This is a genomic window from Gottfriedia acidiceleris (genome assembly GCF_036421055.1).
Lineage (GTDB): Bacteria > Bacillota > Bacilli > Bacillales > Bacillaceae_G > Gottfriedia > Gottfriedia acidiceleris_C.
Map to the genome: position 1 here is coordinate 340,096 of NZ_JAZGQS010000002.1, position 24,099 is coordinate 364,194.

Consider the following 24,099-nt stretch of genomic DNA (forward strand, 5'->3'; position numbering starts at 1 on the left):
TTATGCTGTTTTTTTGCTAATACCCATAGTTGATGCTAAAGACTAAGAATAGGAGGAAAAAAATGATTGATTTGCTATTAGTTAATGGAACTGTTATTACAATGGATACAGATAGAAGAATAATCCAAAATGGCTCCGTTGCAATTCACAATGGGAGAATAGTAGACATAGGTCTCACCGAAAACTTGAAAACTAAGTATGAGGCGAAAAAAGTAATTGATTGTAGTCATCAATGTATTTTACCTGGATTAATTGATGTTCATGGTCATGGCGGTCATTCAATGTTTAAAACAATCGCGATGGAGAATATCGATTTTTGGATGCCGATTATGACGAATACGTATAAGCATTATGTGACAGATGATTTTTGGTATTACGAAGGAAAGTTATCAGCACTTGAACGACTAAAAGCAGGTATCACAACAGGAGTAAGTGTTTTAGGCTCAGTGCCGAGATCTGATGATCCCATATTTGCAATAAACCATGCAAAAGCATATAACGAAGTAGGTGTGCGTGAAGTAGTTTGTACTGGTCCGTGTAACCCACCTTGGCCACATTCATTTAGTAGATGGGTTGATGGGAAAAGGGTTGAGAAAGAAGTTACTTATGAAGAAGTGCTAAAAGGGGCAGAAGCTGTTATTGAGGCATTAAATCACGCAAATGATGATCGAACAAGAGCCTTTATTACGCCATTTGTTATTGTTACATCGGTTGATCCTTCCTATCCGACTTCTCCAGATCGGCTTTATGGGTTAACAAAACATGATCTCTATCAAGCTAAAAAAATAAGAGAGATTGCTAGGAAATATAATACAAGAATTCATTCAGATGCATTTGGTGGAATGATTCATTTAGCCATTCAAGATAAAGAAAATGCGCTATTAGGTCCGGATGTTCATCTTCAGCATTGTCGAGGAATTTCCTTCGATGAAGCTAAAATATTAGCTGAAACTGGTACAAACATTAGTGCTTCTCCTGGTTTTGGACAAATAAATGCACGTACACCAATCACAGAATTAATTGAAATGGTAGCAACTGTTGCGATTTCTACAGATGGTACATCACCATCTACAAGCTTTGATTTATTTCAAGCCATGAGGAAAACACAGTTTGTACATCAAGCAGCACTTAGAGATTATTATTATTTACCACCAGGTAAGCTTTTAGAAATGGTAACAATTGATGCAGCAAAATGTATAGGTTGGGAAGATGAAATAGGTTCACTTGAAATTGGGAAAAAAGCAGATGTCATTACAGTTAATCTTCATCAACCACATTTGACTCCAGAGTATATGCATGTTCATCGGCTAGTATTTCAAGCTGTAGCAAATGATGTAGACCACGTGATTGTTGATGGAAAACTAATAATGGAAGGCAGAAATGTTCATACAGTACATGAAAGCACTGTTTTAAATGAAGCAAATGAAGAAGCTTTTGCAACGATAAAACGCGCTGGATTAGAAAAATATATGCAACCTACAAAGTATTTCTGGGGACATGCTCGTGCTTATGTAGACGAGATGAGATATGTTGAAAAATAAAATAAAATTTTCAATTCGAAGGAGAAATAATGAAAACGAAGCTAAAGGGAAGATATGTCATTGGTTTTGACGGAAGTGAACATGTCATATTGGAAAATGCAGAGATTGTATATGAAAAAGATACAATTTTGTTTGTTGGAAAAAACTATACGGAAATAGTAGATCAAGTAATTGATGTTGGAAATGCGATCCTTAGTCCTGGCTTTATTGATTTAAATGCATTAGGTGATATTGACCATGATATTTTGCATTTAGAAGCTAAATCAAATAGACAAAAAAATCTCCTTTGGTCAAAAGAGTATGTAAAAAATGGGCATCATGAGCTAATGAGTGATGAGGAAGAAGCATTTAAATCTTTATATGCATATTCGCAGCTTATTTTAAATGGAATTACTACTGCAATGCCGATTACATCCGTTTTTTACAAAAAATGGGCCGAAACTTTTGAAGAGCTAGAAGCTGCAGCGAATCATGCAGGAAAACTAGGGTTGAGAATTTACCTTGGACCAAGCTATCAAGCTGGTATTAGAGTAGTTGAGCCAGATGGAAACGTTAAAATTCATTGGGATGAAAAAGCGGGCGAGGAAGGATTAGAAAGAGCAGTAAAGTTTATTGAAACTTTCGATGGTGCATACGATGGATTGGTCAGAGGGATGTTAGCTCCAGAAAGAATCGAATCACAGACTGAAGAAATTTTAATAAAAACAAAGTATTATAGTGACAAATTAAACGTTCCAATCAAGCTACATGCCGCGCAAGGAAGTTTTGAATTTCATACAATTTTAAAAGAACACGGAGTTACACCAATTAAATATTTATATAATCTTGGATTCTTAGGCCCAAATACAGGAATACCACACGCTCATTTTGTATCGGGCTATAGTGGAGCAAATTACAATATCGATAATGACATTTCACTTCTGAAAGAAACAAATACGACTGTTATCCATTGTCCACTTATTATAGGAAGACACGGAGAAGGGCTTGAATCATATGCAAAATATAGGAAGGAGGGAATCAATATTGCATTAGGTACTGATACTTTCCCTCCAGATATTTTTCAAAATGTACGTACTGGTAGCATGCTTTCAAGACTTGTAGAAAAAGAAGTTGAAGGATCTACATACGCCGATTTCTTCAATTCGATCACTCTAGGAGCAGCGGCATTTCTTAATCGTGAAGATATTGGAAAAATAGCAGTCGGAGCAAAAGCGGATATCATTGCAGTTGATTTAGATGGATTCCATATGGGCATTATTGATGATCCAATTCGAACAATGTTTGTAAGTGGTTCAGGTAGAGATGTAAAACTATCAATTATAAATGGAAGAATTGTGATGCAAGATCAAGTAATTCCTAATCTTGATATGCAGGTATTAAAACAAAAAGGCCAAGACTATTTTAACAAGATGAGAAGAGGATACATGGAAAGAGATTACGAACAACTTCCTGAAAATGAACTATTTCCACCATCATTTAAAAGACTTGAAACATGTAATGAACTAGAAGTAAAGTCAAATAATTAAAAAAAGTAAAGAAACTGAAAAAACAGGTAAAGATATTCAAAAATAATTATCAGAATATTTTATATAATTAGATAAATATTTGTAAGTCAAATTTTATACAGGGAGGCAGTGCATTGAAACTAAAATCAGGAATAAGTAAATTTTTTCTAGTACTATTTTCAGCTGTCACAATTACAGGATGTTCATCTAATCAAGACGTAGGTACGAAAGAAAATGGACAAGCAAATGATTCAAAAGGAGGAAGCACGCTAGTAATTGCTCGGTTATCAGATGCCGAAAATTTAGATCAGCAATTTATGTCTACAATAAATGCAGCAAGCGTTACTCACCATAAAATTTACGAAGGTCTAGTCCAGAGAGATAGTAATAACGAAATTCAACCAATGTTAGCAGAGTCATGGAATCAAGTCAATGATAAAACTTGGGAATTTAAACTACGACATGATGTGAAGTTTCACGACGGTACACCATTTAATGCAGAGGCTGTAAAGAAAACATTTGATCGCCTACTAGATCCTAAAGTTGCTTCACCAAGAGCTGTTGTATTTAAAATGGTAAAAGAAGTTAAAGTAGTCGACGAATTTACAGTTGAATTTATTTTAAGCGAGCCATTCTCACCACTTCTTTCAATTTTAGCAAATCATGAAGGTGGAATTATAAGTCCTAAAACAATTGATAAATATGGTAAGAACATTATTCAAGAACCAAACGGAACAGGTCCATTTAAATTTAAATCATGGTCCCCAGGACAGGATATTATACTAGTTAAAAATGAAAATTACTGGGGGAAAAAACCTAAAATTGACAAGGTTGATTTCAAGGTTGTTCCAGAAGACTCAACAAGGATTTCAATGATTGAAACAGGAGAAGCTCAAATTGCAGAACCACTCCCAATAGCAGTTATGAATCAAGTTGAATCATCTTCGGCTATGGAAGTGTACCGAAGTGAAGGTTATGGAACAGAGTATATCGGATTCAATGTAACAAAAAAACCGTTTAATGACGTACGCGTACGTAAGGCAATCGCTCATGCTGTTGAAATGGATTCGATTATTAAAGGTGTATATAACAATGTTGGTAAAAAAGCGAATTCAGCAATGGGCTCAAAAGTATTCGGATACGATGAGCAATTAAAAGCATACAATTACAATTTAAAAGAAGCCAAGAAACTATTAACAGAAGCTGGCTATCCAAATGGATTTGATGCAACAATCCTAACGATGGATAGTAAAGAACGAGTAAATTTAGCAGAGGTTATTCAATCACAATTAAAAGGAATTGGCATTAATTTAAAAGTACAAGTGATGGAATACGGTTCGTTCGTTGAAAAAGTAAATAAAGGTCAATCAGAAATGTTTATTATAAGCTGGAGAAACGCAACAGGAGATGCTGATTACAATCAGTACAACCTATTCCACTCAGACTCCCGTGGCGCTGCTGGAAACACATTTTTCTATAGCAATTCAAAAGTTGATGACTTAATTAATGCTGGAAGAAAAGAAAAAGACGAAACAAAACGTAAAGAAATCTACGCTAGAGCACAAGAAATTGAAATGGATGATTCACCTTATATTCCTGTAAGAGTAATAGAAAATGTCGCTGCAATCTCGAAAAATGTAAAAGGCTTCTCAATTAGCCCTTCAGGCTATTTAGAAATTAACGATGTAACAATTAAATAATCTTATTTTTCTGTTAGTGGAAGTTCATCCTGAATTAGGGTGAACTTTCTTGTTTGTGGAAATTAAAAAGTAACTTCTTCATAAAGGGTTCATGGGTAAGTAAAACAGCAAAAAGAAGAAAGTTAGTTCTCCATAGATTGGAACGGATCTCGATTCCAATAGGAGATGCGGGAAGCCTGAGACCCCGCAGGAACGAGGAGGCTAAAGAATCACGCCCCATGGAAAGCGAACATCCTGTAGTGGAAATCAACTAACACAAACTTTTTTAAACTGAACACTCAAAAGGTTTACTTTTCATTGATAGACTTAGACAAGTAGTAAAAATACCTTAAAAATATGTAAACATACTAAAATCAAAATATTTCAAACACGCTTATAATGAAAATAGAATCAAAATTTAATGTGGGATGGAAGGGTGAGTATATTGTCAAAATCGTATTGGTTAACAAATGTGAGTCTGGAAAATGGTTTTACTTATAATGACAATGAAGTAATCAACGGAACTGCAACTGGAAAGTACAATGTTAAAATTGAAAATGGAAAAATTGCTTCTATTCTATTAGTTAGTGATTTAATTACAGATCAATTACCTCAATATGATGTGCAAGGCCTTCTAATGGTTCCTTCATTTAAAGAAATGCATATTCATATTGATAAAACTTATTATGGTGGACCATGGAAAGCGTGTATGCCAGCAACAAATGGTGTAAAAACTCGTATTGAAGAAGAGCAAATTTTATTACCAAAATTATTACCAACTGCGAAAGAAAGAGCAGAAAAGATGCTAGATCTATTATTAAGTTATGGTACGACTCACATTCGTACACATTGTAATATTGATCCAGTTATCGGATTAAAAAACTTAGAAGCAACGCTGCAAGCTTTAGAAGGATATAAAGATAAATTAACACATGAAATTGTTGCATTTCCACAACACGGACTTTTAAGAAGTCACTCTGTCGAACTAGTAAGAGAAGCGATGAAATATGGAGCAAATCTTGTAGGTGGGGTTGATCCAGCTTCAATCGATGAAAACATCGAACGTTCTCTTGAGACGATTATGGAAATAGCAGTTGAATCAAATTCTGATATCGATGTTCATTTACATGATCCAGATCATCTTGGATTATTTACAATGCAAAGATTAGCAACATTAACTGAAAAAGCAGGATGGCAAGGAAGAGTTACAGTAAGTCATGCAAGTGGATTAGCCGATCTTTCTGTTCCAGATGCTACTGCAATTGCTGAGAGATTTGCTGATTTAGGCATTTCAATTACTTCTACGGTTCCAATTTTTAGAACCATTCCAATTCCTTTACTAAGTGAAAAAGGTGTAAAAGTTGAACTAGGTAATGACAGCATTACAGATCATTGGACGCCATTTGGAATTGGAGATAATCTTGAAAAAGTTGGAAGACTTGCTGAAAGATTTAGATATATCGAAGAAAAAACACTTGCTAATAGTCTTGGATTTATTACAGGCGGAGTAACTCCTTTAAATAATGAAGGTGAAAAAGCATGGCCAAATGTAGGAGATGAAGCAAACATCGTACTTGTTGAAGCTACTTGCTCAGCTGAAGCAGTTGCAAGACGAGCAAAACGAGCTGCAGTTATTTTTAAAGGTACTGTTGTAAGTGGTTCAATTTCAAATCTTGAATCAACAACAGTTTAAGTTTTATTAAAGAGAGTGATGAGATGAATCAATCATATTGGCTTAAGAATGTAAAACTTGATAGTGGATTTGTATTTGAAGATGGAAAAATTGATAGTACTGAGACTACTCTTTACAATTTACTAATTAATGATGGGAAAATTGAACAATTACAATTGGCTACTTTTCCATTGCAAACAGATCTACCAGTTCAGGACGCAAAAAATTTACTGGCTTTACCTGCATTTAAGGAAATGCATAATCATCTAGATAAGACTTATCTTGGACTTCCATGGAAGGCTTGTATTCCTGCTGCAAATTTGGTAGAGAGATTAAATTTAGAAGCAGCCGAACTTGTAGAACTAGCTGAAACAGGACAACATCGTGCTGAACAAATGCTGCATCTATTATTAAAAGGTGGTGCAACCCATGTTCGAACACATGTTAATATTGATCCGTATATTGGTTTGAAAAATTTAGAAGAAATTCAAAAAGCACTTTATACGTATAAAGATAAAATGACCCACGAAATTGTTGCCTTTCCTCAGCATGGATTACTTCGCACAAATAGCAAATCATTTATGAAAACAGCGATGAGAGAGGGAGCAACAATCGTCGGAGGATTAGATCCTGGGGGTATTGATCAAAATATTGAACTTTCATTATTTGAAATGGTTGATCTAGCAGTACAATTTGATGCTGATATCGATATTCATATTCATGACCCAGGTCATCTTGGTTTTTATACAATACAAAAACTAGTTTCATTTATTGAGCAAGCTGGTTGGTATAATCGCGTAGCAATAAGTCATGCTTTTGCGCTAGGTGACGTACCGCAGAATGAGTCAGTTGAAATGTCTAGCAAACTAGCAAGCTTAGGCGTATCAATTATGTCGACTGTTCCGATTAACAGAGTAATGCCACCTGTTGATTTATTACATTCAAAAGGTGTACAAGTTGCTTTAGGTTGTGATGGTTTCTATGATTCTTGGTCTCCACATGGAACAGGAGATATGTTAGAAAAAGCAGGAAGATTAGCTGAGAGATATAACTGGAAAGATGAATATGGACTTTCTCAAACATTGCAATTTATTACGGGTGGGTTAAGGACTCTTGATGAAAAGGGTAACCAGTTATGGCCAAATGTAGGAGATGAAGCAAGTATGGTTTTAGTAGATGCATCATGTTCTGCTGAGGCTGTAGCAAGACGTGCAAAACGTGCCGCTGTAATAGCTAATGGAAATATTGTTTATGGTGGACTGAATTACGAATCAGCTTTGAAATAAAGTAACAATAGATTACAAGAAGAGGTGAAATTCATGAAATCTAGTTATTGGTTAAAAAATGCTCGTCTAGAAATTGGGTTTGAAAAAGAAAACGGAAATGTGATCGGTACTGCTACTGAATTATTTCATCTTCTTATTGAAAATGGAAAGATCATTCGAATAACAAAAGAAGAAACGGATATTACTAGTGAATTTACTGTTCAAGATGCAGATGGTTTACTAGTTTTACCTTCATTTATTGAAAAGCATGTACATCTTGATAAAACGTTAATGGGTGATGTATGGAGAGCTTGTACGCCAACTTCTAGTGTGATTGAACGATTTGAATATGAAAAAATGGTCTTACCGACGATTGCATCAAGTACGAAGGAACGGGCAGAAGCTTTACTTGAAATCCTTTTAGCCTCAGGATCTACACATGTAAGAACGCATGTTGATATTTATCCAGAGGTTGGAATAAAAAATTTAGAGCAAGTGGAACAAGCATTAATTAACTATTCGAACCGACTTAGCTCCGAAGTTGTTGCATTTGCTCAGCATGGTTTATTAAGATCAAACGCATTCAATTATGTGAGAGAAGCATTAAGAAACGGAGCAGGCATTGTTGGATCAGTTGACCCAGCTGTTGTAGACCAAAATATTGAAGAGTCATTATATCAGCTTTATAATTTAGCAGTCGAAGCAGATGCAGATATAGATATACATTTACATGATCCAGGTCATTTAGGAACATTTACGATGAAGCGTATAGTAGAATTTACTAAGCAAGCAGGCTGGGAAGGCAGAGTAGCGATTAGCCATGCATTTGGAATAGGTGATGTTCCAAGAGAAGAAGCATACGAACTAGCAAACAGCTTTAGAGACGCAGGAATTTCGATTGTCACGAGTGTTCCGATTAATAGACAAATGCCTCCAGTGGATTTACTAAATGAACGCGGAGTCGAGGTAGCTGTGGGGAATGATAATATTTTTGATGTTTGGTCTCCACTCGGAACAGGAGATATTCTTGAAAGAGCTGGAAGACTAGCTGAACGCTTTAGATGGATTGATGAAGTATCATTAGCACAAACATTAAAATATATTACCGGTGGAAAAACGCCATTAGATACTGAAGGGAACCAAGTATGGCCAAAAATAGGTGACCTTGCAAATTTAGTATTGGTAGATGCGACCTGTTCAGCCGAGGCAGTTGCTAGACGCGCAAATCGTAAAGCAGTAATTTATAATGGGAAGGTCGTTAGTGGATCTTTAAGTGAAGAAAGACTGATTCGTAAATAAATAGAACAATTAGAAAGATTAGGATAGGAAAAAGTTAAGTGGGTTTCCGCTAAACCGAAATAGCTAAGATTAAAAAAGGATGCCAAAAGCCTCCCCAAGGAATATAAACATCCAAACATAGACTAAAAACTACCTATCCTGTACGGAAAAATAGGATCAAGGCTTTGTTAAACAAAAATAGTAGAAGAAAAAGGATCTCTAGAAATATCTAGATTTCCTTTTTCATTTTTTCATTAAGCAACAACACATTTGTCTTCTCCTAAAGGCTCGTTTATCGATGAGTTTTAATAATTTGAGAAAGCAGGCTATGAAATGGTTCGTTCTTACCTATTATTACTTTTCTGTGTAATTTGTTGGGGGAGTAATTTTATTTTTGGTTCAATACTAGTAAAAGAATTTCCATCAGTATTATTGTCAGCTTTAAGATTGTGCTTTATATTACTATTTATGGCTTTCTATGCATTAATAAAGAAAAAGTGGAAAAAGATTAAGACAAAAGATTGGTTTATGATTATTTTATTAGGGTTAATTGGTACTTGTATTAATCAATGGTCATTTTATTCCGCTTTAGAAACAACCCATCCAACAACTTCTGCATTAATACTTGCGCTTGCTCCTCTTACTACATCTTTTTTAGCTTCAATATTTTTAAAGGAAAGACTAACAAAAGGTTTTGTATTAGGTTCAATTATAGCTTTTATAGGTGTCTTTTTTGTTATTACAAACGGACAAAAGCTTCAAATTACAATTGGTTTGATTTGGATTTTTCTAACGATGCTCTCGTTTTCAATTTCAATAATTATGATTAAAAAGCTAACTGTTAGCTATGAATCCACCACGATTTCGCTTTACTCGAATTTTATTGGTTTTGGAGGCTTATTACCGATTGCGCTTTTTTCACAAACAACTGGGGCGTTGAGTAAGGAAGAGATGCCTTGGATTCTATTAATTGTAACAGCGATTGTTATGCATGGGATTTGTACTTTAATTTGGAATCATCAAATTCAAATTGTCGGAGCATCAAAAGCGGCTATGTTTCTTAACTTAGAACCTTTTGTTGCAATGCTAGTTGGTTTGATTGTTTTAAAAAATAATATTACTCCATCTCAACTTTTAGGTGGAGCACTCATTATTATTGGTGTTTTTCTATCAACTTCATTAAAATGGAGAAAGGCGATTAATGATCCAGTCTATATAAAAGACACAAAAAATTTTTAAGCAAGAGGAGGAGGAAACTATGAAAAACGTGAGAGTTTCTACTACTCTTTTTTCATCAGTTCAATGGCTATTTTTTATTTTTGCAAATACGATTGTAGTCCCTATATCAATAGGAGCTGCATTTCATTTGCCTTCAGATGTTATTGAAAGTACAATCAGAAGTTCACTAATCTTTACTGGTATAGCATCCGTTTTACAAGGATGGATTGGTCATAAATATCCTGTCATGGAAGGTCATTCTGGTTTATTGTGGGGAGTTATGCTGAATCTAGGATTATCAGCCTCTGCGTTTGGGTTAAGTTATACAGAAATTGGAGGAGGTATGGCAACAGGATTTATTGCAGCAGGTATTGTTACATTACTTTTATCAGCATTCAATTTGATTTCTTTTCTTCAAAAAATCTTTACCCCAATGGTTATGACAGTTTATTTATTTTTACTTTCATTTCAGCTTATTTTTGTATTCTTTAAAGGTATGCTTGGAATTACGAGTAATGGTGAAATCAGTATATCAATCAGTATACTTTCTGTATGCATCGTATTATTTGTTAGTATTTTAAAATTAAAAGGTTCTCGTATTATCAGCAATTTTTCAATATTAATTGGCATTATCGTAGGGTGGTTATTCTATTCGATTTTATTTGGATCAGATGCAAAAGAAGTAGGGGCAGCAAGTGCGCATTTTTCTTTATTCCCTTTAGGCGCACCAAATTTAGAAATAGGTATAATCGCAATCTCATTTTTTGCAGGAATTATGAATTTAAGTAATACATTTGCATCAATTAAAGCTGCATCTGATTTATTAAAAGAAGAAGCGAGTACAAAACAATATCGTTTTTCACTATTTTTCACAGGCAGCTTTACAATTATTGCTGCATTATTTGGAATTGTTCCATATACACCATTTACATCATCACTTGGATTTTTACAAAGTACACAAATATATGAAAGAAAACCATTTATATTTGGAGGGGCACTGCTAGCAATAATTGGTGTACTTCCACCATTAATTTCATTTTTAGCAACAATGCCTGTAACAGTTGGAAATGCAGTATTATTTGTTGCCTATCTTCAATTGTTTGGAACAGCATTTAGTAGTACAAATGGAAAAGTATTTACATCAGATACAATTTTTAGATTGGCAGCCCCAGTTTTAGTTGGAGTAAGCTTAATGAATATCGCTCCTGGAACATTTGGAAATCTTCCTATGATTGTTCAACCATTTTTAACAAATGGACTGATTATGGGTGTCATTCTTTCAATTATATTAGAGAAATCAATTAACTGGAATCAGTTTGAGAAGGTAAAGGGATAAAAAATGGCTCGAGGAAAATATCCTCGGGCCTATTTTAATTTAGAAAAATCAACTAATTTTTGAAGCTCTTTTTTTAATTTAGTACTTGTATGACTAAGCCATCTTTTCGGAATAATTAGATGTTTGCAATTCTTACTATTTAAATAGCTGTAAATAATTTGAGCTTCGTCGATTTCATCGCGGCTTACATCTTTAGAAAATTGAATAGTATTATTTTTGAAGTAATTAAGTGAATTTGAATACATAAGTTCAATTAGCTGATCAAATGAATCGTCTTCAATTTCTACCAATTCACAATGCAATATTTGCGTCCGATGAATCAGAAAGTACTTAAATTTGTTGTCCTCTAATTGTTCAATCGTAATAATAGTATGATTTTGTTCAGTAAATTCAATTAGTTTTTCTTTATTAGTTAAAGACTTAACCATTTCAATCCAATCCCTGTATTTTGCTGCAGCTTCAAAATCAAATTGTTCAGATGCTGATAACATAAACTTTTCCATTTCTTCGAGCAGACCCAAGTCAGTACGATTAAGAAAACGAATCACTTTATCAATTATCATATTGTACTCTTCTAACGCTGATCCACCTCGACATACCCCATTACATGTCCCTAATGAATAATTTAAACAAGCGCTATTTTTAACGGTTGAATGACCACAATTAATTTTAAAGCACTCCTTAATGCCGGTAACTGCTCTTTCAACAGTACTTCTACTTGTAAAAGGACCAAATATAAATACATTTTCACTTTCAATAGGCTCATAGCTAATTTCAAATGAAGGAACCTTCTTATTTAAGTTGATGACTAAGTAAATAAATGATTGCGGACTTTTCATCATACGATTATACATTGGTTTAATTTCTTTAATTAAATGACACTCAAGCATGAAAGCATCGAATTCAGTATCAGTCAATAAATAGTCAAAATCCTTTAAATGGGTTACTAGTTTTTTTACTTTTGGTGAATGTCCCTTTGAATTTTGAAAATAAGATTGAACTCGTTTTTTTAAGCTTTTTGCTTTTCCAACATAAAGGATTTGACCTTTTGAATCCTTCATTAAATAAACGCCAGGGGATAAAGGCAGATTTTTTACTTTTTCTTGTAGATTAATTGTAGTTCATCCCTTTTCTTGTAAGTATAATTTCATTTTAACATGAGAAAGGAATGAAGAGTCAGGACAATTATGTGAAATAACTTCAACAAAACTTTATATAAAAAACATAATTTAAAGTCATTAATATACGCATAAAAGAACGACTACATGCGTAAAAATTGACTACAGATGATTTAAAGGAGAAGTGATTTTGATGAAAACAATCTATACGACATCCTCTTTCTCCAATTGGATTCTAGCTTGTATTGTTAATGTTTTAATTATTTGGTTATGCAGTCTATTTGCTGATTTAGTCAACTGGAAGTATGCTGACATGGGGTTCTTCCTATACTTTGTTATTCTAGTATTCTATATTATTTGTTTAAAACTGAATGAAGGATTCCCAGCACTTTTTCGGAAATTTGTACTCCGAAAAAAATTCGATTTAGTTAAAGTATCTGCTTACGAAGTAACGATTATTTTAGTAGCTATTTTTCATGTAGTAAGAGCAATCGTGATTTATAAGGATGCTCTTAGTACCGTATTTTGATTCAATGTAAAAAACCTTCATAAAAAACGAGGGAATCTTAACAGTCTAATTAGTTAGGAGAACCTCTTTTTTTATTTTAATGGATAAAAGGTCTTTAAAAACTTTAAATAAAGAGCAGTGACAAATTTAAAATAATAGTAGGGGCATTCAAATAAAAAAGAGTGATGACAAAAAAGCTTGAGCTGCAAATAAGTCTTGGAGTGCCGCAATAAAGAGCCATTATGTGGAAATAATAAAATCTGAAAATCGCAATTAAAACTAGCAAAAGTGCCATTAAATTTAGAGAATCGCAATCTGCAATTAAATTTAAGAGAATCACACATAAACGTAGTAATTACCTATACTTGTTAGTGGATTTGAATCGGGGAGTTGGTCGATTGCAGACAGTTTCAATGTAAATCTGTTCTTATTCTTACTAAAACGAATAAAAAATTCATAAAATTAGACAATTATGAATTGATTATGCAAGAAAAAATAAAAACGTAGCTGAGAATTTCAAGACAAATATGATGTAATTCTTTCTAATAAATTTTTAGATTAGGATCATCATTACTGTATAATCTTTATAGGTGATGAAAATGTTTTTAAAAAAAATTAAACTTTTGCGCCATGATGTTAATTCCTTTAGCCAATATCCGTTTTCAATTCCTTCTATTAAATCTTTTGATGAATTAAACCTGAGAAGTAATGTAACCTTTTTTGTAGGTGAAAATGGTTCTGGAAAGTCTACATTATTGGAAGCTATTGCTGATAAATGTGATTTTAATTCAGCAGGTGGGGGACGTAATAATAATTATGAAGTTTTTGCATCGGAGTCAGAACTTGGACATTACATAAGACTTTCTTGGTTACCGAAAATTTCGAATGGATTTTTCTTACGAGCAGAATCATTTTATAATTTTGCTACTTACTTAGATGAATTAGAGGATCCAGAAAATAAAAAATATGACAGCTATGGCGGACAGTCTCTCCATCAACAATCACATGGGGAATCATTTTTGTCCTTATTTTTAAATCGATTTAATGAAACGGCAATCTATTTGTTAGATGAACCTGAGGCAGCGTTGTCTCCAGCAAGGCAATTAACATTTTTAAAAATAATTCATGATTTAGTAGAAAATGAAAATTCGCAGTTCATTATTGCTACACATTCTCCAATTCTCCTCCAATTCTCCTTGGTTATCCAAATGCTGATATTTTAAGCTTTGATCATGGAGAAATTTCCAGAATTGATTATGAAAGTACCGATCACTATCAAATTACAAAATATTTTTTACAAAATAGGGAAAAGTTTTTAAGTGATTTGTTACGTGATGATGAGTGAAGCTAAAAAAACTCAGTTCACCTATGTGAAACTGAGTTTTTTGTTATTCTTGCTCTCTTAATTCATCAGGTAATATAAATTTTCCATTTTCGTCAGCGTGAAGATCAACAACTTTAAAAACAGCATCTAAATTTAACGGTCCATAAATATGAGGAAATAATTGTCCAAAGTTTTCGGTATCTTCATATACGATTTTTGACTTTGTTTTTTTTTCATTAATACAAAGTATTTTTAAATCAGTTGCACCTTTAAAGAATAAGTTTGCGATTTCAACAGTTTGCTTGAGGGTTGAACAATGGATAAAACCCTCGTTTTTTAAACTATCTGGTGAATATTCACCAGAACTATTTGCATTTTGCCAGTCTTTGTTTCTGAGAATATGTAATATCATTTTGGTTCTCCTTTCATCATTACTCAAAGTATAATTTAATTTTTCTTTTCATAGCTTCTTTATTTTCCGCAAATTGTTTATGTCGATGTCCATTCCCGCCAGATGTATGGGGGAATCCGTATAAAATGGAGTCGGATTTTAAATAATCATGCGTCGTTAGATAGGTTAAAACTTTTGAAACATTAACTCCTAATGGGATAATGAGGGGGGTGTCTAGTCTTATAATTTCTTCCGCAAAGGTGTTAACAATATACTTTTTAAGTAGGTCAGTCCTTAGAATATTCGGAGTTGAGCCATTATAGTTTCTTCCTTTATAAAAAACAGGGTATTTAATAACGGACGTAGTTTGGACTAAATGACTTGCTGTACTAAAAAGTTCGCTAGTTGAATGTAATCCAAGATAATGATGTAGTTCCAATTCATCTAACATAGCAATCAAGTTTTTTCGCATCGGTCCTTCAAAGCTAGAATTCTTTTTTACTTCGTGTAAAATTTCTTCTTCATCCATCACTTCGTCTTTAAGTCTAATGACAGTAGAATAAGATTGTTTCATTTGATGTAAGCCGGGAGTAATCCCAACTATGATGACTTTAGCTTGCTCATTAATGTATTCAAAAGGAGCATAATAAATTTCTAAATTTTTCGTTTCATCTTTATCTACTAGAAATTTTTCACTTTTTAATGTACTAGTTTCAAGTGAAGGAGATAAAGAAGATATCAATGTTTTATATTCTTTAAATTTTGCATTAGACAAGATTGCCATATTTGGTCCTCCATCACACCTATTTATAGTTTATTGTATCGAAAGTTCTCTGTGAAATCCAACTGTCTCCCAACCTAGCCTTTAAAGTATAAAAAAGGTGATTTTTGATAAAACTGATTAGCTGAAAGTAAGCTGGCAAATGATGAAAGGATGGAAGATTAAGTGGATTATTCCAATGAACAAAAGAAGCGTTTAAGAAAATATAATTTACGTTCTTCCGTTATTCATACTGAAGGGAATTTAATAGAAAACAGTGATATCATTCAAAAAATTTTTCCGACTTCCGATCTCATAAAAAAACAATTAAAAATTAACGATAAACCGGCTATGCTATTTTATCTGTCGGGTTTAGTTGATGAGAAAAAGATAGATCAATTTATCAATACAATTAGTTCAAATTCAAATGAAATTGATTTATATATTACAAATAATACCGAAAGAACAAGTCGAATATTAGATATTGAAAAATTCATTCTAGATGGGAAGAGTATTCTTTTAATAGAAGGTGATTCAACTTCGTTTGTTTATTCGACTGAAAATTGGCCACAAAGGTCATATATGCCACCTAGCATTGATAACTCTTTAAAAGGTTCTAAAATATCTTTTGTTGAAACATATCAATCGAATATAGCATTACTTCGTAGATTAATCCAAAATCGTGACTTTCAAATTAAGCAAACAGAGCTCGGTAAAGAAAATAAAACAATTGTAGCAATTTCATATATCGATGGATTAGTGGATGAAGATTTACTTTCAGGTATCAACAAAAAAATAACTTCGTTAGACATGAATTCCATACTAAGTGCAAATCATTTAGCACAATTGATGGAAAGGAATCCATTTTCACCATTTCCTCAATTTTTAACAACTGAGCGACCGGATGTTGCAGCATTGGCATTGCTAGAAGGAAAAGTTGTAATAATAGTAGATTGTTCATCTGAAGTTATAGTTTTACCAATTAATTTCGCTATATTTTTTAAAACAATTGATGATTATACTTCTAGAGCGATCGTATCCTCGTTTAATCGCATGCTTAGAATTGTTGCTTTTTTTATAACGATCTTTTTACCAGGGATATATATAGCAATTATTTCGTTTAATTATGAAATTGTTCCATTGAAGTTACTTCTATCGATCGGTGAATCTAGAGCAAAGGTTCCATTTGATCCTTTAATCGAAGCAATTGTGATGGAGATTACATTGGAAATGCTAAGAGAAGCGGCTATAAGACTACCTTCGCCCATTAGTACTACAGTTGGGGTAGTAGGAGGAATTGTTATTGGCCAAGCTGCGGTACAGGCGGGTATTGTTAGTAATATTATGGTAATTGTTGTGGCGATAACAGCTATTTCATCATTTATTATCCCAAATTATGAAATGGCTTCTAGTTTAAGAGTCATTCGATTCCCAGTTATGATTATGGCTTCATTATTTGGATTAATTGGTTTGATTGTTAGTACAATGGTCCTTATCATTCATGGTCTGAGTTTATCAAGTTTTAACAGACCATATACATCGCCTTTCTCTCCAGTTCAGCGCGAGGTATTTATGGACACTTTTATAAGGATTCCACTAAGATATCTTTGGAAAAAACAAAATAAACAACGTAATGAGGAATGAATGTTAGAAGGGATTCTTTCATGATAATTACGAAGTCAAAAATTACACAATTTCAATTTATTTTAATGATTTTTGGTATTCAAGTAGGGATTGGAATGTTGTCACTACCTAGAGAACTAGCTCTAAAAGGAGGTACTAGTAGTTGGATTACAATTCTTATTGGGGGGATAATTTCTACTTTAATTAGCATTGTATTTGTTAAATTAAGAGAGAAGGCTCCTAATTTAAACTACATAGGTTTTTTTACTTTTTATTTAGGAAAACCGATTGGATCGATTGTAGTTATGTTACAAGCAATTTATTTTCTATATGGAGGATATCTCGCATTAGTTAGAGCGATTTTATATATTCAATCCTACATACTTCAAGAAACAAAAACTTATATTTTATTAATCTTATTTCTTTTTCCAACTTATCAGCTAATAAGTGGAGGAATTCATTTAATTGCAAAATATATCGAAGCAATTTTTCCGATTGCTTGTTTTACCTTATTCATGCTGTTATTCACACTTAAAGATGCTGATATAAATTTTATTTTACCAATAATTAAGGATGGTTGGTTGCCGATTTTTAAGACGATTCCATTAACGGCAACTTCATTTCTAGGAATTGAATTAATCTTAGTTTATTACCCATATTTAAAGTCGAAGGAAAAGGCGATAAAAGGCGTAATTATTGGAAATGCTTTAACAACTTTTACTTACGTTTTTGTAACCATTATTTGCTTTGTTATTTATAGTCCATATGAAATCAAAATGACATTTGAGCCAGTAATCGATATTTTAAGTGTAATTGAATTTCAATATGTTGAGAGGTTAGATTTCATTTTATTCTCATTATTTTTAATGATAATTTCGAAATCATGGGTTACGTTTATATGGGCTGGAATGAATGGATTATCAGAGTTATTTAAATTTAGACTATTACCGATTGTCATTATTATTCTATTTCTAATTATTATCATCCTTACATTTATTCAAGTTCCAACATTTACAAATACAACTAATCATTTACATGTTTTAATGATTTCTGGATTATACATCACGATCGGTATCCCCATCCTGTTATTGGTCGGCGGTTTAATAAAAAATAGGTTAAGTAAGGTGAAAATCAATTGAAATATTTTCAAGTATGTTTGCTTAGTATTTTTTTAGTAATCGGCGTTTCAGGCTGTAGAGGGAAAGTTAATATAGAAGATGTCACATTATCGATGATTTTAGGAATCGATGTAAACGATGAAAATAAAGTAGAAGTATTTATGGCAAGTCCGGTCTTTAGTGGGGAAACAAAGGAGAAAACTGAACATTTTAACGTTCAAACTCTATCGATAAAAGAATCTAGAAATTATTTTGATACGCGAGCTAGTGGTGTTACTGGTGGGGGTAAAATTCAAGCAATCTTAATAGGGTCAAAAGTACTTGAACATAAAAATTGGTTTTCAATCATGGATATGTTTTTTCGAGATCCAAAATTTCGATTAAATGCAGATCTTATTTTTGTGGATGGTCCTCTTGCAGATGTTTTTAATTTAAAACCAAAGGATACACCTGAGTTGCCGATCTATATTCCTCAATTAATAAAAACTGCTGATTTTCGAAATGTTGCTTTCAGAACGTCTATCCGACAGTTTCATCAAATGTATTATGAGAAGGGGATTACACCTTTTGCACCTGAACTAGAAATACAAAAAGATCATTTAGTTGTCAATGGAACAACTTTGTTAACTAAAAATAATTTGTATAATCGAACCCTTTCAATGAATGAAACACAACTGTTAAAAATTTTAAAAGATCATTTAGAAGGGCAATTAGTTTTTGCATTAGGTCTTAACAAATTTAAAAAAGATGAAGATGATGTCTTTACAGATAAAGAAACTAGTTTTTATATTAAAGATGTAAAGCGAAAAATCGATAAAAAATATTCAAATGGTCATTATAGTTTTAATGTGAATTTGACATTACCGATCACGTTTACAGAATCTCCAATAGGTTTGACGAATTCAACAGAAGCTATCTTAAAAAAAGCGATCGAAAAAAAATTACAAAAAGAACTAAATAATTTAGTCCAATCTTTTCAAAAAGATAAAGTTGATCCAGTTGGTTTTGGTATTCTTGCTCACTCATTTCAGTATGCTGATTGGAAAAAAAATGAGGATCATTGGCTTGATACTTATCAAAAATCGAATATAAAAGTAAAAGTTAAGATTATTGTTATCGATAAAGGGATTTCGATGTAAATTAAGAAAACCCACCTAATTTGGTGGGTTTTAAATTTTATGCCGCTGCGTTTTCAAGATTTAGCGCTTTTCTTTGTTTACGATCATGCAATAAATAGTAAATAACAGTCGTTGACAATATAGCAATAGCTGTTATTACGTACATAATATGGAAAGATGTTTTCGCAGATACAATACCAAGTACGTAAGAGCCAATTCCCATACCGACATCAAAAAACATAAAAAATGTCGCTGTCGCCATTCCCTTTTTGGCAGGGGCAGCAGTGTTAATCGCTAATGTTTGAAAACTAGGTACGATTGATCCATACCCTAGACCGATTAAAGCAGCGGAAAATAAAAAGATTGTTGGTACAGTTGAAAAGCTCAAGACAACTAGACCAATCGTAAATAAAATGATCCCAGGGTAAACAATTATGTTTGCTCCTTTACGATCAAATAGTTTACCAGTGAACGGTCTTGATCCTAAAATGAAAACTGCATACACAATAAAAAAGAAACTAGCAACTTCTACAAAACCTAAATTCTTTGCGTATAATGTGATAAATGAAATGATACCACTGTAACCGAAAGAGATAATTGCTGAAGTAATTGAGATTGGTAATGCTGAACGCTCAATTAGTTGTGATGGTTTAATTCGAGTTTTTGCTTTTAATGTTTGTTTAGGAATCGCAATGAATAAACCGAAAATAAGTGAAAGAATTGCGAAGAAGCCACAAACAAAAAACAAAATATGGAAGGTGAAATGATTCATTAAATTAATACCAAGATAAGGACCAAATACCATTGCAAGGATCATTGATGAACTATAATAACTCATCCCTTCGCCCCTACGTGTTACTGGAACTATTTCAGCAACAATCGTTCCTGTTGCGGTTGTCCCTAGACCGAAAAATATCCCTTGTGCAAAACGCAATAAAAGTAATAATGCAAAGTTATTTATAAAAGGATATAAAAATGTTGTGAATGTAAAGAAAACTAATGAAATGATTAGTATTTTTCTGCGACCAATTGTATCAAGCCAGATGCCTGCAAATGGACGAATTGCAACTGAGGCGATAAGAAACGCTGTTACTACAAGACCAACTTTACTATCTTCTTGTCCTAAATTATCAATCACAAAAATCGGCAATGTCGCCATCAACGTATAAAATACTAAAAATACAAAAAATCCACTTAAGCTTACACTTAGAAAATCCTTTGTCCATAAACGCTCGTTTTTCAAACTTATTCCCCCTGTTTAGTAACCTCCGACGCTTTCATATTGTTCATCATTTTTTGAAAAACTTGAAGTGCAATATCAAGCTCTTCATCGGGTATATCTTTGATAACATCATTCTCAAATGAAATGATTTGCTCTTTCCAACTATCAAATTGATTTATAGCTTTATCAGTTAGGTGAATCATTTTCTCTCTCTTATCTGTTCCTTCTTTGCGAACGATTAAGTCTAAAGTTTCCATTCTACGTAGAGTTCGTGTCAGTGTAGGTGGCTCAATATTCAAATTCGAACAAATTGTTCGTTGAGTACATGGTCCATGTAAATGGATATAATGAATAACAGACCACTGTGCCAAGTACAATCCAGTAGGAACGAGATGCTCATTAAATGATTTCGAAAACTGACGTGTAGTCTGATTTAATAAAAAAAAGAAAGGCTGCTTTTTGCGCATAAAAAAGTCTCCTTGATAAATTAGTTAGCTAGCTAATTAAAATAGTTGTCTAGCTAATTATATTTGAACAAATTGTGAATGTCCAGTGAATGAACTTATTTAGTATAAATTGAGCATAAGAGCAAATATTAAATGTAGAAAAATTTTACAAAAAAGTTAGGACGGTATTTGAGATGGCAGAAGCAATACATTCTTCAACAAATGTTAAATCTCATAAAAGAAAGATTTTACAAAGAACAATCGCTATGCTAGTTGGGTCATTACTTGTAGCGACAGGTCTTGAAATATTTTTAGTTCCAAATGATGTTATCGATGGCGGAATAACAGGTATTTCGATTATGGTTTCCCATCTTACGGGGCTACCACTTGGCGTATTTCTTTTTGTATTAAACCTACCATTTTTTTATTTAGGCTATAAACAAATAGGGAAAACTTTCGCAATTTCGACGATACTTGGCATCACTGTTCTTTCTTATTTAACAAGTATGTTTCATCATATCCCTGCTTTTACAGAAGATATATTACTTGCAACAATCTTTGGAGGAATGGTTTTAGGGGTAGGGGTAGGATTAGCGATTCGATTTGGTGGAGCATTAGACGGGATTGAGATTCTAGCGATCATTATTAATAGTAAGATTCCTTTTTCCGTTGGTGAAATCATTATGGTTTTCAACTTATTTATTTTAGGGGCTGCTGGATTCATTTTTTCTTGGGATCGAGCAATGTACTCAATTATTGCATATTTAGTCGCATTTAAAACAATTGATATCGTAGTGGAAGGATTAGAACAATCAAAATCTGCATGGATTATTAGTGACAAAAATGAAGATATTGGAGAGGCAATTCTTTTTAGAATGGGCCGTGGTGTGACCTATATAAATGGTACAGGAGCATACTCAGGTGAAACCACAAAGGTTATTTATTGTGTTATCACTCGATTAGAAGAAGCGGAATTAAAAACAATTGTCGATGATATTGATCCAAGTGCCTTTTTAGCCATTTCAGATATTGCAGAAGTACGTGGTGGAAGATTTAAAAAGAAAAATGTACATTAGGATTTTTCAACAAGAGCATTGAAATATGGAGGAAGGTTCAGAATAGTTGGACCTTCTTTCCTTTTATTCTCTTGTTTTTTACTGTATTATTTAATTGATAACTGAATATTTAGAAAACTGTTTTTGTAGATAAATTTATAACTTGATAGATTAGAAGGTTTAAAAGGAGGGAGAAGTAGGATGGAGAAGTTCGATGTGATTGTTGTAGGAGCAGGACTGGCTGGTTTAGTAGCAACTGCTGAGATGGCTGATAGTGGGAAAAGTGTATTGTTATTAGATCAGGAGCCAAAAGCATCAATAGGTGGTCAAGCTTGGTGGTCATTTGGGGGGTTATTTTTAGTAGATTCTCCTGAGCAACGTCGGTTAGGAATTAAGGATTCGAGGGAATTAGCTTGGCAGGATTGGCTTGGAACAGCAGGATTTGATCGAGAAGATGATGAGGATTATTGGGGAAAGAAATGGGCAGAGGCATATGTCGAGTTTGCATCAGGTGAGAAGAGACAATGGCTTTATGATATGGGTGTGAGATTTTTTCCAATTGTCGGTTGGGCAGAACGTGGGGGATATCTTGCAGAAGGTCATGGCAATTCAGTACCCCGATTTCACATAGTATGGGGTACCGGTCCTGGAATTGTTGCTCCTTTCGAACGAAGAGTTCGCGAGCATATGAAAAAAGGTTTAGTAGAATTCAGATCCAGACATCGAGTAGACCAACTACTTACACAAGACGGAGCTGTAGTAGGTGTAAGTGGATCTTTATTAGAATCGAGTAAATCAGAGCGAGGAGAAGATAGTTCTCGTGAAGTAATTGGTGACTTTCAATATGGGGCAAAAGCTGTTTTAGTATCTAGTGGCGGTATTGGTGCGAACTTTGATTTAATACGCCAAAATTGGCCAAGTCGACTAGGTACTCCGCCAAAAAGGATGATATCTGGTGTACCAGCGCATGTTGATGGTCGAATGCTTGCCATTACTGAAAATGCTGGTGGTCGAATTGTAAATCGTGATCGAATGTGGCACTATACTGAGGGCATAAAAAATTGGAATCCGGTATGGAGCAATCATGGGATCCGTATTCTTCCTGGACCATCTTCAATTTGGTTAGATGCAAGGGGACAACGCTTTCCTGCACCAAATTTTCCTGGTTTTGATACTTTAGGTACATTACAAGCCATTCAACAAACTGGTTATGATTACTCGTGGTTTATTTTAACGAAAAAAATTATTCAAAAAGAGTTTGCACTTTCAGGTTCAGAACAAAATCCTGATTTAACTGGAAAAAGCATAAAACAAGTGATGAAAAGAGCAACTTCAGGGATACCAGCACCTGTAAAAGCTTTTATGGAAAAAGGAGAGGACTTTGTCGTTGCAGACACGTTAGAAGAGCTTGTTGAAGGTATGAATCAGATAACCAGGGAAAATTTACTAAAATATGATGAAATCGAACGTCAACTCATTGCACGTGATCGTGAAATGGATAATAAATTTACGAAAGACTTACAAGTTACTGCCTTAAGGGGAGCGCGAAATTATATTGGTGATAAATTAATTCGTGTTGCAACTCCTCATAAAATTTTAGACCCAAAAAACGGTCCGTTAATTGCTGTTCGTTTAAATATTGTCAGTCGTAAAACACTTGGTGGACTTCAAACAAATTTAGATGGTAATGTATTAAATTCTTTAGGTAATCCAATTCCTGGACTATATGCAGCAGGTGAAGTTGCTGGATTCGGCGGCGGCGGCGTACATGGATATCGAGCAATGGAAGGAACATTTTTAGGCGGTTGTTTATTTTCAGGTAGACAAGCAGGGAGAGCGATTGGTAGAGATTTGGACTAATTGAATTAAATCCATGCTAAAGTGAACAGTTTGATCGCAAACTAATCGATTATAAAGTAAAA

General features: G+C 33.5%; 19 protein-coding genes and 1 pseudogene. 15 read left to right on the forward strand and 5 right to left on the reverse strand.

Annotation, left to right across the window (positions count from 1 at the left end; translation table 11 throughout):
- Positions 1 to 62: 62 nt before the first annotated feature.
- The 8 genes from RAH41_RS04355 (at position 63) to RAH41_RS04390 (ending at position 11,494) form a co-directional block, all read left to right on the forward strand.
- On the forward strand, positions 63 to 1,541 hold the full coding sequence (locus RAH41_RS04355; RefSeq protein WP_331220952.1) for an amidohydrolase family protein: 1,479 nt from the start codon (positions 63 to 65) through the stop codon (positions 1,539 to 1,541).
- A 29-nt stretch (positions 1,542 to 1,570) separates the two neighbouring features.
- Positions 1,571 to 3,067 carry an amidohydrolase family protein gene (locus RAH41_RS04360; protein ID WP_331220953.1) on the forward strand — a complete coding sequence of 499 codons (1,497 nt, stop codon included), beginning with the start codon at positions 1,571 to 1,573 and terminating at the stop codon, positions 3,065 to 3,067.
- 113 nt (positions 3,068 to 3,180) lie between these two features.
- Entirely contained in the window at positions 3,181 to 4,746 is a 1,566-nt protein-coding gene (locus RAH41_RS04365) for a glutathione ABC transporter substrate-binding protein (RefSeq protein WP_331220954.1), read from the forward strand.
- Between the two features lie 400 nt (positions 4,747 to 5,146).
- Positions 5,147 to 6,418 carry an amidohydrolase family protein gene (locus tag RAH41_RS04370; protein WP_419471560.1) on the forward strand — a complete coding sequence of 424 codons (1,272 nt, stop codon included), beginning with the start codon at positions 5,147 to 5,149 and terminating at the stop codon, positions 6,416 to 6,418.
- Between the two features lie 23 nt (positions 6,419 to 6,441).
- Complete coding sequence (locus tag RAH41_RS04375) at positions 6,442 to 7,683, forward strand: amidohydrolase (RefSeq protein WP_331220956.1); 1,242 nt, start codon at positions 6,442 to 6,444, stop codon at positions 7,681 to 7,683.
- 33 nt (positions 7,684 to 7,716) lie between these two features.
- Complete coding sequence (locus RAH41_RS04380) at positions 7,717 to 8,961, forward strand: amidohydrolase (protein WP_331220957.1); 1,245 nt, start codon at positions 7,717 to 7,719, stop codon at positions 8,959 to 8,961.
- Between the two features lie 312 nt (positions 8,962 to 9,273).
- Complete coding sequence (locus tag RAH41_RS04385; protein ID WP_331220958.1) at positions 9,274 to 10,179, forward strand: DMT family transporter; 906 nt, start codon at positions 9,274 to 9,276, stop codon at positions 10,177 to 10,179.
- A 19-nt stretch (positions 10,180 to 10,198) separates the two neighbouring features.
- Positions 10,199 to 11,494: a uracil/xanthine transporter gene (locus RAH41_RS04390; protein WP_331220959.1), complete on the forward strand. Its 1,296-nt coding sequence runs from the start codon at positions 10,199 to 10,201 to the stop codon at positions 11,492 to 11,494.
- A gap of 29 nt (positions 11,495 to 11,523) precedes the next feature.
- On the opposite strand, the gene RAH41_RS04395 is transcribed toward RAH41_RS04390, so the two are convergent.
- Entirely contained in the window at positions 11,524 to 12,609 is a 1,086-nt protein-coding gene (locus RAH41_RS04395) for a GIY-YIG nuclease family protein (RefSeq protein WP_331221048.1), read from the reverse strand.
- 193 nt (positions 12,610 to 12,802) lie between these two features.
- Between RAH41_RS04395 and RAH41_RS04400 the strand changes: the two genes are divergently transcribed.
- Positions 12,803 to 13,141, forward strand: a complete 339-nt coding sequence (locus RAH41_RS04400) for a hypothetical protein (RefSeq protein WP_331220960.1) — start codon at positions 12,803 to 12,805, stop codon at positions 13,139 to 13,141.
- 578 nt (positions 13,142 to 13,719) lie between these two features.
- A pseudogene (locus RAH41_RS04405) lies at positions 13,720 to 14,465 on the forward strand (AAA family ATPase).
- A 43-nt stretch (positions 14,466 to 14,508) separates the two neighbouring features.
- Here the strand turns inward: RAH41_RS04405 and RAH41_RS04410 are convergent.
- Positions 14,509 to 14,856 carry a DUF952 domain-containing protein gene (locus RAH41_RS04410; protein WP_331220961.1) on the reverse strand — a complete coding sequence of 116 codons (348 nt, stop codon included), beginning with the start codon at positions 14,854 to 14,856 and terminating at the stop codon, positions 14,509 to 14,511.
- Between the two features lie 19 nt (positions 14,857 to 14,875).
- The gene (locus tag RAH41_RS04415) at positions 14,876 to 15,619 is read right to left on the reverse strand and encodes a hypothetical protein (protein WP_331220962.1); all 744 of its coding nucleotides are present in this window, start codon (positions 15,617 to 15,619) and stop codon (positions 14,876 to 14,878) included.
- 162 nt (positions 15,620 to 15,781) lie between these two features.
- Here RAH41_RS04415 and RAH41_RS04420 point away from each other — a divergent pair, with 162 nt between their 5' ends.
- Genes RAH41_RS04420 through RAH41_RS04430 form a run of 3 tightly spaced genes read left to right on the forward strand, consistent with a single transcriptional unit; the run spans position 15,782 to position 19,475 of the window.
- Positions 15,782 to 17,239, forward strand: coding sequence for a spore germination protein (locus tag RAH41_RS04420; RefSeq protein WP_331220963.1), 1,458 nt, complete (start codon positions 15,782 to 15,784; stop codon positions 17,237 to 17,239).
- A gap of 20 nt (positions 17,240 to 17,259) precedes the next feature.
- Entirely contained in the window at positions 17,260 to 18,357 is a 1,098-nt protein-coding gene (locus RAH41_RS04425) for a GerAB/ArcD/ProY family transporter (protein ID WP_331220964.1), read from the forward strand.
- The gene (locus RAH41_RS04430; RefSeq protein ID WP_331220965.1) at positions 18,354 to 19,475 is read left to right on the forward strand and encodes a Ger(x)C family spore germination protein; all 1,122 of its coding nucleotides are present in this window, start codon (positions 18,354 to 18,356) and stop codon (positions 19,473 to 19,475) included. Before RAH41_RS04425 ends, RAH41_RS04430 begins: the two co-directional genes overlap by 4 nt.
- 37 nt (positions 19,476 to 19,512) lie before the next feature.
- On the opposite strand, the gene RAH41_RS04435 is transcribed toward RAH41_RS04430, so the two are convergent.
- Together RAH41_RS04435 and RAH41_RS04440 are read right to left on the reverse strand one after the other, a co-directional pair.
- Positions 19,513 to 20,697 carry an MFS transporter gene (locus RAH41_RS04435; protein ID WP_331220966.1) on the reverse strand — a complete coding sequence of 395 codons (1,185 nt, stop codon included), beginning with the start codon at positions 20,695 to 20,697 and terminating at the stop codon, positions 19,513 to 19,515.
- Between the two features lie 2 nt (positions 20,698 to 20,699).
- On the reverse strand, positions 20,700 to 21,143 hold the full coding sequence (locus tag RAH41_RS04440) for a MarR family winged helix-turn-helix transcriptional regulator (protein WP_129688185.1): 444 nt from the start codon (positions 21,141 to 21,143) through the stop codon (positions 20,700 to 20,702).
- A 173-nt stretch (positions 21,144 to 21,316) separates the two neighbouring features.
- Between RAH41_RS04440 and RAH41_RS04445 the strand changes: the two genes are divergently transcribed.
- Positions 21,317 to 22,198, forward strand: coding sequence for a YitT family protein (locus RAH41_RS04445; RefSeq protein ID WP_331220967.1), 882 nt, complete (start codon positions 21,317 to 21,319; stop codon positions 22,196 to 22,198).
- A gap of 180 nt (positions 22,199 to 22,378) precedes the next feature.
- A complete protein-coding gene (locus RAH41_RS04450) occupies positions 22,379 to 24,037 on the forward strand; it encodes an FAD-binding dehydrogenase (protein ID WP_331220968.1) in 1,659 nt (552 codons plus the stop codon).
- Positions 24,038 to 24,099: the final 62 nt, after the last annotated feature.